The organism is Methanosarcina sp. 2.H.T.1A.6, assembly GCF_000979455.1.
Taxonomy (GTDB): Archaea; Halobacteriota; Methanosarcinia; order Methanosarcinales; family Methanosarcinaceae; genus Methanosarcina.
Genome location: NZ_JJOY01000052.1, coordinates 99,428 through 114,159 on the forward strand (window position 1 = coordinate 99,428; position 14,732 = coordinate 114,159).

A 14,732-nucleotide genomic window follows, 5' to 3' on the forward strand; every position below is an offset into this window, starting at 1 on the left:
CAAAAACGACTTTTGTCGGCCTCTATCTGAAAAACTATATGCAAAAAATATGAGAATCTATATATTTCCCAGAAAGTTTAAAAATATTCCAAACTTAATATGTATAACGTTTAATTTAGATATGTTTAATGATCTTACATATATATATAAGTGTTCTGTTAAAAATAATCCATTCTCTTAAAATGTACGAACTCGATTCATAAAACTCAAAACAGTCATGTGTTTGACAAAACAGTCATGTGTTTGAATTCCCATGTTCGGAGATCGACAGAGATATTCAAACAAATTCGGAAACTTAAAATTAGAAAACTTAAAGAGATTTGGAAACCTTTCAGGACCATATGGCTGAATAAGGACTCCCTTTCCCGTAGAAATATGCAGAAGCAACCCTGAACTTCCTTAAAAAAAAGAGCTAGCAGATCATTGAAATCTGCTCCTGCTTCTAATAGAATTAAGGGTTGGGATTAAAGGTTGGGATTAAAGGTTAGGATTAAAGGTTAGGATTAAAGGTTAGGATTAAAGGTTAGGATTAAAGGTTAGGATGAAGGGTTTTTCAGCCTGCTTTTGAATTTTCCATCCTCGATCCTATCCAGTACGCTCAAAAGTATTTCCCTGCTTATGTTTCCTTTCTGCATAACATAAGAGACATTCTTGTTGAGCAGCTCCTTATCTTCAAAGCTCAGGTCTTTTGCGGTACATACGATGATAGGAATATCTACAGTCTCCGGATTTTCTTTAAGAGCCTTGATGACGTCAAAACCCGTAAACTTCGGCATCATCAGGTCAAGGAGAATTGCATCAGGACGACTGATTACGGTTTTATCGATTGCTTCCCTACCCCCGTATGCGCAGACTGACTCATATCCTTCCTTCTCTATAATGGAACTGAGGAGCTCGACTATAGCCGGATCATCATCTACAATTAGAATTTGAGGAGAGGATGTTGTAGCCCCTGTTACTTTTACTCTCCGCAGGCTGGAAAGGAGATGGCCTTTTTCCACAGGCTTAATCAGATGGTCAAATGCACCACATAGAATACTGCAGTTTTTATCGTCATTCATGGAAATGACCAGGATAGGAATGCTGGCTGTTGCAGAGTCTTCTTTCAGGTTTTTCAGGATATCCCAGCCATTGATCCCTGGCAGCATTATGTCAAGAGTAATTACAGAAGGCTTCAGTTTACGGGCGAGCAATAGAGCCTCCTTCCCGCTGGAAACCGAAGCAACCCTGTATCCGGCCTCCGAAAGAGTAATAATTAGAAGCTCCCTTGCCATTTCATCGTCTTCAACAACCAGCACAAGAGATTCGTCTCCTGTGGCTCCGGAAGGCTCTATAATTACCGGAGCCATTGCCGGAATCCCAGTTTCATCATTTGTTTCTGGCTTTAAGGTTTCTGGCTTTAAGGCTTCTTCCTTTTCGGCTGTCAGTGGAACAGTTTTATTAGAAATGCCTGAACCGTTTATGCTTGTTTCGGGAATTTTCCTGTATTTCAAAGGTAGTTCAAATGTAAAAGTCGAGCCTTTTCCAGTTTCGCTCTCAACCCAGACCCTGCCCCCGTGGAGTTCTACGAACTTCCTGACCAGAGCCAGCCCGAGACCTGTACCGTCATACTGACGGTTGATACTGGAATCTACCTGCCTGAAGGGCTGGAAAAGGAGTTTCTGGTTTTCCTCTGAGATTCCTATTCCGGTATCCGAAACACTGACCCTGACAGAGTCTCCTGTTTTTGCGACAGAAACGTCTACTGATCCACCTTTTGGTGTAAATTTTATTGCATTGCTCATAAGGTTGTAGATTACCTGTTTAAAACGTATCCTGTCAGCATAGATTGAAATTTCAGGCTCCACATTAAATTTCATTGAGATATCCTTTTTCAGGGCAAGAGCCGATGTTACAGCCCTGGTATCATTAAATACCTCATGCACTGAAAACATCTCCAGCTCCAGTTCCATCTTGCCGGCTTCAATTTTGGAAAGGTCAAGAATGTTATTTATGAGGGTCAGGAGGTGTTTTCCACTGTTAGCTATGTTGTTGAGAAACTTTTTATTCTGCTCATTGAATTCTCCACTCATTCCACCGAGCATCACATCCGAAAATCCAATGATCGCGGTAAGAGGAGTCCGCAGTTCATGGCTCATGTTTGTCAGGAACTCGCTCTTGGAACGGTTGGCACTTTCAGCAGCAAGCTTTGCCTGCAATAGCTCCTGCTCGGCCTTTTTGCGTTCGGAGAGGTCGATGAAGCTCTCTATAAGGAATTCTTTCTCTCCAATTTTTACAGGTACCACACTTTTCAGGACAGGTAAATGTTCGTCTCTTCCATTGCTGAGCAGTACTCTTTCAGACCTTTCGACAGTCTGCCCCAGATCAGTTATCGGACATTTATTTACCTCAGCAGGACAGATGAATTTATGACAAACATTTCCGATTAGTTTGTCTTTCGGAAGTCCTATCACTTCTTCAGCTGCCTGATTTACTTCCACAATTTCGTGTGTGGAGGCGTCTACCAGCAAAATCCCGCAGAGGGTATTGTCAATTAGTTTTTTCAACCTCTCTTTGTTTTCCCGCTCCATTTTTTCGGATTTTTTACGTGAAGTTATGTCTCGGACAACAAACTGGACTTCCCTGTCCTCAAGGCTCAGGAAAGAAGAGCTGACCTCCACATCAATAATATCCCCGTCCTGTTTCCTAAATTGAATTTCAAAACGTGCAGCCCCGTTTTCAAGAGTTTCTTTCAGGGCTTTCCGGGCTGTCGGCAGATATTCTTCGGATACCAGAGAGCTCAGCGAGACATTCTCAAGCTCTCCGTCGCCTATCCCGAGAGCTGTGCGGCCTTTTTTATTGAGGTCAAGGACTTTTTCCTCGTTCAAAATCACGATCGCGTCATTTGACTGTTCAAACAGAGCCCTGTATTTTTCCTCTTTCTCCCTGAGAATCTCTTTTGCCTGTTCCTGGAGCACCAGGGCATTTTCAAGTTCCATCCAGCGCCGCAGAGAGAAAATCCCGAGAGCAAAAGTGAGATAGACCGAAAGAGTAAGCAGCCCCCCGAGTTTCCAGGGATTGTATTCTTCAACAAATAAAACTATGGATTCAAAAAGGCCAAAGTAAGAGGCAAAGAATGTGAAGAAAAGGCCCACGGCTAAAATAATCAACAACTCGTCCGATTTTCTCCCAAACGTACGTCTGAAAAAATCTGATATATTATGGTCCACATGAAACAAAAATAATACCCCAACTCTCTGTTTTCACTTCATGCAATGAACTCTGCTATGATAGATCTGAACCTCTGAATGTCGATAGGCTTGGAAACATAACCGCTGCACCCCGCTTTCAGAAATTTTTCTTCATCTCCGCGCATGGCATGGGCTGTAAGAGCAATAACCGGGATCTCACACGTGGCAGGATCTTCTTTTAATATTTTTAATACTTCAGTCCCATCAATCCCGGGCAACTGTATATCTAATAATATAATGTCAAACTTATTTTTTTTACTAAGTTCAATAGCCATATTTCCATCCACTGCCTCTATTGGCTCATATCCAAATGAAACCAATAGAGTCCTGACAAGTTCCATTATTAAAGGATTGTCTTCCACGACAAGTATAGTTTTCATAGGCAACAACCTCCAAACCATTTTATTCCCATTACTTTCTTAGCCTTACATGTATAGTCTCATTGACCTGAAAATGCATTTTCCAAAAAATAAAGAAGTTTTCCAATAATACGAAGAATTGGTAGTATATCTAACTTATTTATTTAAATAAGTTTCAGTATATATCTAAGTAAATAAATTAATAAAGTTATAAGGAGGGGAAACATTAAAACCGACACATATCAGAAAAACCCCCATGAAAACAAGCTAACAAAAAGGTGTAAGTCGTAGGGAAATATTAGCAAAACAATTAACTTCAAGGCTGTTATGCCAAATCAGTCGAGTGCCTATATTGTAAACGACCCTATAACGCAATACCCACAGTACAAATTCGTACTTGTAGGTATTGCCATTATCAGAATTAGAAAAATTTTGCTGATCAGATTACTTATAGTGAGCAAAAGGTTGTATGCCCGTTATCCGTAGTATTTTTACTCATCAACATTTTTACCTTCTTTTCTTTCCTGTACCGCTTTCACGACCATAGCTAAGACAATAAAAATGTAGGTCAGTATCAGAATCGGGAATGAGACATCATCAGAGAGCATTCCGTTCTCAATAATATTTAATGTCCCGGAAAATATAGACTGAGCGAAAATTATGATGCCAAAAGCACATATTGCACCAAATCCCCAAATTTCTTTTTTTATCTTGGTTCCCATTACAAAATAAGCATTCTTCATAATCGCTCTCGTTGTAAAGAACACTGTGGGTATACTTAATAATACCAATGCTTCAACCATTGGGGTGGCCCAAATATAAAAAGTCTTTACAAAACCATCAACAAAAATTAACGCCAATGTAAAAATCAATGTCTGAAAAGCGATTTTTTGTCTGTTTAGCATTTGAAGTTCATCAAATTTCGGATTCATATCTTAGTCTTCCCAAAACAATTCATCTAATGTTTTTCCTAATACTTTGCATATGGAAACACATAATTTCAATGTCGGATTATACTCTCCCTTTTCAATGGCATTCATCGTCTGCCTCGTAACACCGACAGCTTCCGCCAGATCCTTCTGCGTCATATCTAACGCTGCACGAGCAACTTTGATTTTCAGGTTTTTCCCAATATTTTCACCTCACCAGAAAAATTAACATATATGTTAATAGATGTCAAATATACATTACTTTTGATAGGCAAGAAAGCCAGATATTATAAAATATCCGGCTTGAGATAATATAAATATCTCGCACAACTGCCATTAAAAAACAACCACTAGAGACTGGCATGCTTTGTTGACATTCCGGACTTCACCATCCATTTTTTATGCGAGAAGCACCTTTATGTTTTAAACCGGCTCTGAATTGATTTGCGTAAGCCTTTTTCTTTACAGTTACCATAGCTTTTCAGCTACCGAAATTTTCCATTCACCAGAAATTACAGTTACCTTAAGAAAAATACCCCTGATCTAATATGTCTGACAAAAATTATTCTTGCAACCCCCCGGAAATCCTTTCCCCGGTCGGCGATAACGAAGCCCTGCTTGGCGCAATCAAGGGAGGAGCAGATGCCGTTTATCTTGGAGTTGGCGAATTCAATGCCCGACAGGGAGCCAAAAACTTCACCATTGATGACCTGGAAGCTGCCATTGACCTGGCTCACTCACACGGAGTTCTTGTTTACCTTGCCCTGAACATCCCGATCAAACAAAAAGAACTGCAGCATGCCCTTGAGATAGTGGACCGTGCATACGCAGCCGGAACCGATGCTATTATCCTGCAGGACCTCGGGCTTCTCAGGCTTTTAAAAGAGATCTATCCGGACCTCGACCTTCACTCAAGCACGCAGATGACTATCCACAATAAAGAGGGAGTGGATTTTGCAGCAGGATTGGGCGCAAAAAGAGTGATAGTTTCGAGGGAACTTACCACAGCCGAGGTGAAGGATATTGTGGAACGCTCAAAAGTGGATATAGAAGTCTTCGTCCATGGTGCCCTCTGCTATTCCTACTCAGGCAAATGCCTTTTCAGCAGTTTCCTGCACGACAGGAGCGCAAACAGGGGAGCCTGTGCCCAGCCCTGCCGGCGCAGATACAGTTTCCTGGTAAACGGCAGGGAAATTGACGAAAGGCATATAGGAGGCAGTTACCCCATAAGCTGTGCCGAACTTTCCACTCTCACAGGGCTTGAGGACATAGTAAAAACCGGGGTCGTAAGCCTCAAAATCGAAGGCCGGATGAAAAAGCCCGAATACGTGACTGCAAGTGCCGCTGCCTACAAAGCTACAGTTGAAGACATCTGCAGAGCCGGAGAAAACCCGACAAAGGAAGAGCTTGAAGCAAGGGAAGCCAAGCTTGCAAAACTTTTTTACAGGGGCTTTACGCGGGGATTCATACTCGGGGAAAAAGGCGTGTCCCATCCCAAATACAGCTCAAACTACGGAGCATTCCTCGGAAAAGTCCTGGATCTTTCCCGTTCAAAAGGGAACACAAAACTTACAGTCCGGCTTGAAGAAGACATCCAGGTAAAAGACGGCATAAGCATCTTCACACGGGAAAGGATGCTCGGCTCTGCGGTAACAGGCATTATCACGATTACAGGGGAGCAAATAAAAAACGCAAAAAAAGGCGAAAAAGTAGGGCTTGAGATCAGCTCAAAGACAGGCAGAGCTGTCCAGCGGGGGGACGAACTCTACCTCACAACAGACACGCAGCTCCTTGATACCCTTCAGAAAACAAAACTGGAAGCTCTCCCCGTAAGCCTGAATGCAAGAGCCAGAAAAGGGGAGCGGTTTACGGTTGAGATAAGGGCAGAAAGCGGGAAAAGCGAAGAAAACGAAGAAAACGGAAAAGATCGCAGAACAGAAGAATCCGCGTATGCGGAGTTTACAGACGACTATATCGTCCAGGAAGCCGAAAGAGTCCCAACCACTGAAGAGCAGATAAGAAAGGCAATGGAAAGCCTTGGAGACACTCCTTTCGAAGCCGCCTCCATTGAGATCGAAGCTGACGAAAATATCTTTATCCCGGTCGGTGTGCTGAAGAATGCAAGACGAAAGGCTGCAGACCTTCTGCTGGAAAAAATCCTTGGGGGGTATAAAAAAGAACAAAAACACCCTGACCTGGCAGATTTCAACCGCCTGTGCACTGTAGAAAGCGGTGCAGAAAATAAGAATAACGCTAGCAAGAATGAAAGCAGCAAGGATGAAGTAAGCAAGAATGAAGTAAGCATTACAAGGACCAGGACAAGAGATACAGCTTCAAAGAAACTCCTCCTGAGCGTTGAAGTGCAGGGAATTTCGTATCTCTTACAGGCAGCCGAATCCGGAGCAGATATCGCCTACATCCCTGTATCACTGTTCGAAGAACTGATGTCTCCCAAAAATGCGGCGAAGCTTGAGGATTTGAAAGCAGAAAGAATCGAACTCATCTTCAGGATCCCAAGGATAACCCATGACAGTGAACTGGCTGAATTAAAACCCCTGCTGGAAAAAATAAGGGATGCCGGCTTCAGTGTGGCATGTTCCAGCCTCGGAGCAGCACAGCTTGCAAAAGATCTTTCCATACCTTTTGTCGCTCAGAAGGACTTCAATATCTTTAATGCTTTTACTGCCAGCACCTTCTACCAGGCAGGAGCGTACAGGACAACCCTTTCAAGCGAACTGAACCTGAGCGAAATAAAACATGTATGTGAAGCTCTTCAGGCATGCGAGGGTTCAGGCCAGACCGAAATATTAGTTTACGGCAGTGAACTGATGCTTATTACGGAAAATGACCTCTTAAAGCCCCTCGTAGACCGGAAAATCGTAAGAGAAGATAGCGAAGTACTCCTTGTTGACCAGAGCGGCTCAGAGTTTCCCGTCCAGCGCCTTGGCACCCGGACCCTGATCTATAATTCAAAGGTTCTTGACATGCTAAAGTACGTTAATAACATGAAAGGGTACGGCGTGGATGTGCTCAGGCTTGACCTGTCGTTCAACACTACTGCCGAGATAGAAGAAATCTTAAAGGCATATAAAGAGGCACTTGCAGGAAAAGATGTAAAGCTGAAACCTATAAGAGGGATTGAATATACGACAGGGCATTACTTTAAGGGAGTCTGAGGCAGAGTAAGGAAATTTCGTTTACTCATTTATAATGGGAATGATGTGCGATAAAATGAAACATGGGATTGTTTGGAATTCTAAGTTCTGAATTCTAACCCGAGCAACCTGGGAGAAATGAGAACAAAAAATTATTCTACTTGAAAGCGTTCTTCCAATCGTTTTCAAGTCTTATGTTTATTTTTCCTCTTTCTGCTTCTTCTTTTTGGGAAGAGCCGCCAGACAAGCTGGCGGGGTTTCCTATAATACATTGATTCAAAAAAGGTTTAGGGGTTGAGGAAAAGTTTTCCATCAACCCAGAGCCTTTCTTATTTTTCCCATTTTTGTGAGGGTCGAGCACACGAGCTGTGAGACTTCCTCATCCATACAGTTTCCTGCCGTACCCGCCTGCAGGAGATCAGGCTGCATCATTTCGAGCAGGATGCGGTATGAAGGTTCGGGCCTGGTTTCAAGGTTGAAGGTATCGCTCAAAACCTCGATATCTCTCTGGACTTCCTTCAGGCAGGCTCCCGAGAGGAATCGGGAGGCTACGTTGAGGTCCAGGTACCCGGATGCAAAACTCAGGTCACTGGCAAGGGAAGGGAAATATTTTGTAAGCAGCCTTTCACAGGCCTCATCGCCAAGTTTTTCCCGGGCTTCTTCAAGGGCGGTACCGGTACCTATGAATTCGGGAGGCAAGCCTATGGAGTAGAGGGCGCCTGTAAATTTGATCGCCCGTGGGAGGTGCAGGTTTTCTGCAGGCATGCTGGAATTGAGTTCTTTTCCTATGTCACTGCGGCAGAGGCTTACCATGTCTGAAATATCGGGAGCACTTCTTGAATACCCGCCGCTTCCTCTGTGCATCAGGCGGTCCCGCTGCTGGGGGAGGAGGTCAGCAAGCTGGTTTATAGTGGAGGACAGTTCGCGGATAATGCGGCTGTACCTAGTCCCGAAAATCCCTATAAGGTTTACAATCTCTTCCTTTTCTTCGAGGGAAAAGAGCTCGGGGGTTTCGGGCAGCCTCTTTTTTGCAAGGTTCACCAGGGCTTCAGCATCCCCTTTTTCATGGCTGTACCTGACAGCTGACTGCAGGGTGATTGTTCCGATGCCCCTGTATTCCCTGAAGAAGTTTTCCGCGTTTTTCAGGTCCAGGTGCCCTCTGAAAGGCAGAGTCCCTGCTCCGAATATGATGCCCATCTCGGTGTCGAGCTCTGATTCCAGTTCGGAAATCCCGTTTATGGCGTATTTGCATGAGAGGGTGCTTGCCACATGCCCGAAAGAAAGGGCTGAATCGGATTTGCCCAGGAAGACCCTGAATTTTTCGGGGGCTGTCCCAAAACGTTCTTTCCAGGCAAAAAGCGTACTTTCTGCAAGTTCCTTTGCATTTAGCAGCGCAGGAGCATCCTCTATAAGAGGAATTATACGCGGGACCTCCATTTCAAACCCGAATTCCTTTTTTGCAAGCTCGCTTACATCTACCATATGCTGCTGTGCATCAATGATTTCCCTTACCGTGCCTGTCATGGGGTGCACGAATTCATTGATTGCCTGGACATCCGAGTATTCAAGGGCACTATGGTTGGCTTCGGCAATGGACATCATTACCATAAGCTGCCTGAACCGGTTCTCCTGGACTGCACTTGGAGCCCGGGGAGTGATAAAAATATCTTTTCCGGGCACAAGGCCTGTTTCTTCTATGAATTTTGATACGACCTGGACATTCTGATGATAGGGAGTTGCCTTTCCCTCATAATCCGGCATATATTCGTCACAGCCGAATACCACTGCAGCTTCAATGGCTTCCCCAGGCTCTTCCTGTGTGGATATATACCTTGATGCAGAGTCCGGGTGCTGCGTGCACATAACTTTCGGATAAGTTGTTTTCCTGCTCATGAAATTGAACCCTCAATGCTCAACAGGGCAAATTTTTAGATTTTTATTTTTTTGTTTCTTTTTGTTGACTGCCAGATCAATTGCCTTATTGACCTTATTGTTAACCGTAAAATAAACATAAACTGGCATCGGAAAAGAATGTTTACTTAGAGATAAATGTTTTCGTTAACAATACGTTAACAATACGTTAACAATACTTTGACATTTAAGTATCGGCTTTGAAACTGTTTGCTATATATGCATTAAAATACAGCATACATATAGTATCTAAAGGATATTGATATCAAAAGTATACTCAAATATTCTTAAAAATTAATTCCGAGAAAAAAGGAAACAATGATACGAGTCAATGATACGAATCAATGATACGAGTCAATGATACGAGTCAATGATACGAGTCAATGATACGAGTCAATGATACCGCAAAAAAGTCTGAGGTAACAAAATGTACTGCGATCAGTGCCCTGAAGTTTTGAGTGGAAAAGGCTGTACAAAAAACGGACCCTGCAAAAAGCAGAGAGATGAGCTCTCAAGAGCCAAAAGCCAGGGCAAAAAAGATGGATTGAGTTTGCCAGCCCGGTTAAAAGGCATGCTGGACGTTTTCAAGAAAAAAACAGAAAAAAGTATTGATTGAATATTTATCTGTGCCCATCACGCATCTTTTTAATTCACTTCTATTTAGTTTTCGGTTTATTCTTCCCCCATTTCCCTTCTGAATTCTACGTAATCTCGTTCTACTTCTTCGAGTTTTACTTCTTTGAGTTCTATGCCTTCGAGTTCCGTGTCTTTGAGTTCGTATTCCATTTTGTTTACCCCCTTGATCGAGATATCTACAGTCTTTGTTTATTTGTATAGTTTATGCCTTAAATTGTTTTCTGTTGAATTAACATTCATCCCCATTTTGAAGACTGAAATACACTTCATGCGTCTTCGGATAAGTGAAGAATCATGATGAATTGTCCCCACTTCCACAGCAGGTGTCAAATATTTTATTCTATTGTAGGCTGGAATAGGATATCGATTTCATGTAAATAGGCCAAAACTTAAGGCAGGCTTCTGGTGCAAAATCGATAGCTTTCGGGAAAGAAAATTCCTTAACCGGTGACCAATGAAATACACTTATATATAGATTTCTGTTAACCATTCATCTTAGTACGGCATGTGAATAGTTTACATTTCTTACTCTTATTTATGAGACTGATGAATGCAGCAAAGATATTCTTAAATGAAAGTTGAAGCATTTCCATCTCTCATGCATAACAGTTCGGGGCCAGAACTCATCCTTGGCATAAAAAACTTTGCAGGGCTTGAGGCATGTTCCAGGTATGCTGATGCCGTCTATTTTTCAACGGATAGGCTCAGCCTGAGAGCAAAGGCAAAAGAGATCACCCTTGAAACTCTGAAAGATTTTGTATATGAGGTCAAGGCACGGGAGCTTAAGGCTTATCTGGCTGTAAACTCAGCCGTAAATGAAGCCAGGCTTGATGAAGTAGAAGAAGTGGTAGATACAGCTGTAAAAGCCGGAGTAGATGCAGTTATCGCCTGGGACCCGGCTGTCATCCTTAAGGCACGTAAAGCCGGGCTCAGGGTCCATATCTCCACACAGGCAAACGTTACGAATCATGAAACTGCAGAGTTTTACAGAACCCTTGGAGCAGAGCGTATAGTGCTTTCAAGGGAACTTTCCCTGGAAGAGATCCGGAAAATCAGGCAGCAGACTGAGATAAAAGTCGAAACTTTTGTTCACGGCGCGATGTGTATGGCAGTTTCAGGAAGGTGCCACCTTTCGGCATATGTCCTTGGAAAATCCGGAAACTGTGGGGAATGCACCCAGCCCTGTCGCTGGGAATGGGAGCTGCACGGAGAAAACGGGCTTGTTACGGAAAGCAGGGGGAAATACCTTCTCAGTGCAAAAGATTTATGTATGATCGAGCATGTCCCGGAACTTATTGAAGCCGGGATAGATTCATTTAAGGTAGAGGGCAGGCTGCGGGACCCCGGATATCTGGAAGTGGTTTCCCGCTGCTACAGGGAAGCAATCGATGCCTGCAAAGCAGGAAGCTATACCCGCGAAAAAGCAGATGCATGGAGATCCGAGCTGTCTTCTGTGTATAATAGAGGCTTTTCCACCGGTTTTTATTTTGGAGTTCCGGGCCTCGAAAGCTTCTCCCCTGAAAAAGGCATGAACGCCTCGGAAAAGAAACGCCGGGCTGCAGGAGTTGTAGAAAATTATTATCCAAAACAGCAGGCTGCAGCAATAAGACTGCTTGAAGAAGGACTTGCAATAGGAGACGAGATCCTGATCGAAGGAAGCACTACCTATCTGAAGCAGCAGGTCCGCTCTCTTATAAAAAAAGGCATGCTTCTGCAAACAGCTGAAAAAGGGGATGAAGTCGGTCTTGCCGTTGATAAGGCGGTCAGAAAAAACGACCGAATATTTATAATCTGATTAATTGTATTATCTAAGTAAACTAGTATAATTCAATTAAAATATTATAACAGTATCTATATATTGGATTCTTCCTTATACGAATTACGGCTTACGGAAACAACTGAAACGAGTTGGTTCAGTTATTCAGGATAAGCTCATTTATTCAGTATTATTCAGTATAATACTCATCTGGCAGGACAAATTTCCAGCCGGGTAAATTGACTCGATTGGTGGCCAGCCATCTGATCAATAATATGGTTTACAGTCAAATCCTGGACTGTAAACAATTTCGATAAACAACTTCGATAAACAATATCGATAAACAATTCTCTGACCGATAAATAAGGTGATATTTTGATAAGCGTCAACGAAATGGGATCATACGTCATTGAAGAGATGCTCGACTGGAGCGAAGACCTGAAAACGGAAGTAATTAAGCTTGAAAACGGCGCCACGATCATTGACTGTGGAGTTAAAGCCGAAGGCGGATATGAAGCCGGGATGTACCTGGCAAGACTCTGCCTTGCTGACCTTGCTGACCTTAAATACAGCACCTTTGACCTCAACGGCATCAAATGGCCTGCCATCCAGGTGGCAACTGACAACCCGGTAATTGCCTGTATGGCTTCCCAGTACGCAGGCTGGAGAATCTCCGTAGGAAATTACTTCGGGATGGGTTCAGGCCCTGCACGTGCACTCGGTTTGAAACCCAAAGAGCTCTATGAGGAAATCGGGTATGAGGATGATTTCGAAGCTGCGGTCCTTGTCATGGAATCCGACAAGATCCCTGATGAGAAAGTGGTCGAGTATATTGCAAAACACTGCAGTGTGGACCCTGAAAACGTCGTGATCGCCGTTGCCCCTACAGCTTCCATTGCAGGCTCTGTCCAGATCTCAGCCCGTGTTGTAGAAACCGGTATCCACAAGTTCGAATCCATAGGTTTTGATATCAACTGTATCAAGAGCGGGTACGGAATTGCCCCTATAGCCCCGATTGTCGGAAACGATGTCCAGTGCATGGGCTCAACCAATGACTGTGTGATCTACTGCGGCGAGACTAACTATACAGTCCGCTTCGAAGGCGAACTGGCTGAACTGGAAGACTTCGTAAAGAAAGTCCCCTCAACAACCTCCGGTGATTTCGGAAAGCCCTTCTACCAGACCTTCAAGGCAGCAAACTTTGACTTCTTCAAAGTTGACGCAGGCATGTTCGCTCCTGCCCGGGTAACCGTAAACGACCTCAAGAGCACAAAGACCATTTCAAGCGGCGGGCTCTATCCCGAAATCCTGCTCGAATCCTTCGGAATCAGGAACGTTTGAAAGGGCATTTGCTCTTTTTTACTTTTTTACTTTATCTCTGATTTTTCTGCTTTTTTTCTATTTTTGTACTTTATCTCTGATTTTTCTGCTCTTTTTTACTTTTTTACTTTATCTCTGATTTTTCTGCTTTTTTTCTGTTTTTGTACTTTATCTCTAATTTTTCTGCTCTTTTTCTGATTTTGTTTTTTCTTGATGAGCTGGAGAGGGCTAATTCGAAGAGTTACAGCTTTTCTGTGCGTCCCGTTTTTTCCATTATTATAAAGTCGTGAACTGCACTCATCTGTCGGGCTGATGCCCTCCGAGGAAGGGGACTTCCCACTGTGTCTCCGCGCCCCCAGAGTTAGATGTAAGCATTTACGTTCAAAACCATGTTCCCAAAGACAGAGAGATGCAGTGCCGGATCACAAATGTACTATATAAATGAGAAATATGGAGGAGAATCAAAATGGAGAATATCATGGCAACCGGTCATGGATAATTGAAGAAATAAAACAGAAGAATAAAACAGTTTTATGGTATGGAAAGGTCTCTGGCAGAAAGAAAGGTCATAAAGGGCGCATGTAATGTTCTCATTGAGATATTTTCTAAGACTGGAGCTATAATTAATTAAAAATGGAATCACTTGATTTGAAAGTAATAACAAGATTCATAAAGTGGCAGTGAGGAGATATATAAATACGCCTGGATAAAAATCAAATTAATTGTAACATTAACGAAGTAATGAAAAAAGCCACATACTAAATTTGCAACTGCATAAGTCCCACAGTAATATTAGTAATTTATTCCAGATACGACTTATATTATTTACTGGTTATTTAATTAGTTGAAGCCTTTAAATGCTAAAAATGGATCTGAATTTTGACAATCCTGGAAGATAATTAAAGTCTCGGAATTGTGATATAAAAAGTAACATTTAGTAACATTCATACATAGTAAAGTGGCAAGACAGTAGATAATTCGTTCTAAACTCAACTTATATATATCTGTGTCGAAGAATAAATATAAATAAAATTATTAAGGATGATACTCGGTGGATGGAAAAGGGAAACTATGCATGTACTGAACTTCGCACTGATCTAATAAAAACAGGTATATGATACTTGATGATTTCTAATTATCATAACATTAATCCTTTTAATTCACACAATAATTCCCTTCAAAATCCTGCTTATTTGGGGTCTCAAAAGCCTGAAACACCACCAATAAACCACAAATGTGTGGCCAACTGATTTAATTTATTTACCAAAGTACCAAAAATCTTTTATAACACGGTCACATAAGCCCAGAATGTCAACTCAGGAATTCAATAATAGGTGAATTAAACCTGTTTCAGAGGAGTTGACCCGGCTAAAGGTCGTGATTAATTAAAACAGGAGATATTGATCAGAAGGAGTAATGTCCCTTGGTCAATAGCA

General features: G+C 42.5%; 10 protein-coding genes. 5 read left to right on the top strand and 5 right to left on the bottom strand.

The genetic code is table 11. From position 1 onward, the window contains the following. Nucleotides 1-536: 536 nt before the first annotated feature. The 4 genes from EO98_RS16960 to EO98_RS16975 form a co-directional block, all read right to left on the bottom strand. The gene (locus tag EO98_RS16960; protein WP_235284801.1) at nt 537-3,152 is read right to left on the bottom strand and encodes a response regulator; all 2,616 of its coding nucleotides are present in this window, start codon (nt 3,150-3,152) and stop codon (nt 537-539) included. Between the two features lie 95 nt (nt 3,153-3,247). Beyond that, on the bottom strand, nt 3,248-3,610 hold the full coding sequence (locus EO98_RS16965) for a response regulator (RefSeq protein ID WP_048137723.1): 363 nt from the start codon (nt 3,608-3,610) through the stop codon (nt 3,248-3,250). Between the two features lie 470 nt (nt 3,611-4,080). Further along, on the bottom strand, nt 4,081-4,521 hold the full coding sequence (locus tag EO98_RS16970; protein ID WP_048137693.1) for a hypothetical protein: 441 nt from the start codon (nt 4,519-4,521) through the stop codon (nt 4,081-4,083). Between the two features lie 3 nt (nt 4,522-4,524). Beyond that, nucleotides 4,525-4,722, bottom strand: a complete 198-nt coding sequence (locus tag EO98_RS16975; protein WP_048137695.1) for a helix-turn-helix transcriptional regulator — start codon at nt 4,720-4,722, stop codon at nt 4,525-4,527. A gap of 344 nt (nt 4,723-5,066) precedes the next feature. Between EO98_RS16975 and EO98_RS16980 the strand changes: the two genes are divergently transcribed. After that, nucleotides 5,067-7,694, top strand: a complete 2,628-nt coding sequence (locus EO98_RS16980; RefSeq protein WP_048137696.1) for a U32 family peptidase — start codon at nt 5,067-5,069, stop codon at nt 7,692-7,694. 291 nt (nt 7,695-7,985) lie between these two features. Here the strand turns inward: EO98_RS16980 and ppcA are convergent, their stop codons facing one another. Beyond that, the gene (gene ppcA, locus EO98_RS16985) at nt 7,986-9,566 is read right to left on the bottom strand and encodes a phosphoenolpyruvate carboxylase (protein ID WP_048137698.1); all 1,581 of its coding nucleotides are present in this window, start codon (nt 9,564-9,566) and stop codon (nt 7,986-7,988) included. Nucleotides 9,567-10,011: 445 nt separating this feature from the next. Between ppcA and EO98_RS16990 the strand changes: the two genes are divergently transcribed. The 4 genes from EO98_RS16990 (at nt 10,012) to EO98_RS18640 (ending at nt 13,881) form a co-directional block, all read left to right on the top strand. Then, nucleotides 10,012-10,200, top strand: a complete 189-nt coding sequence (locus EO98_RS16990) for a hypothetical protein (protein ID WP_048137700.1) — start codon at nt 10,012-10,014, stop codon at nt 10,198-10,200. A gap of 618 nt (nt 10,201-10,818) precedes the next feature. Next, entirely contained in the window at nt 10,819-12,015 is a 1,197-nt protein-coding gene (locus EO98_RS16995) for a peptidase U32 family protein (protein WP_048137725.1), read from the top strand. 336 nt (nt 12,016-12,351) lie between these two features. Continuing rightward, nucleotides 12,352-13,317, top strand: a complete 966-nt coding sequence (mch, locus tag EO98_RS17000) for a methenyltetrahydromethanopterin cyclohydrolase (protein WP_048137701.1) — start codon at nt 12,352-12,354, stop codon at nt 13,315-13,317. A 420-nt stretch (nt 13,318-13,737) separates the two neighbouring features. Further along, on the top strand, nt 13,738-13,881 hold the full coding sequence (locus EO98_RS18640; protein ID WP_156161171.1) for a hypothetical protein: 144 nt from the start codon (nt 13,738-13,740) through the stop codon (nt 13,879-13,881). Nucleotides 13,882-14,732: the final 851 nt, after the last annotated feature.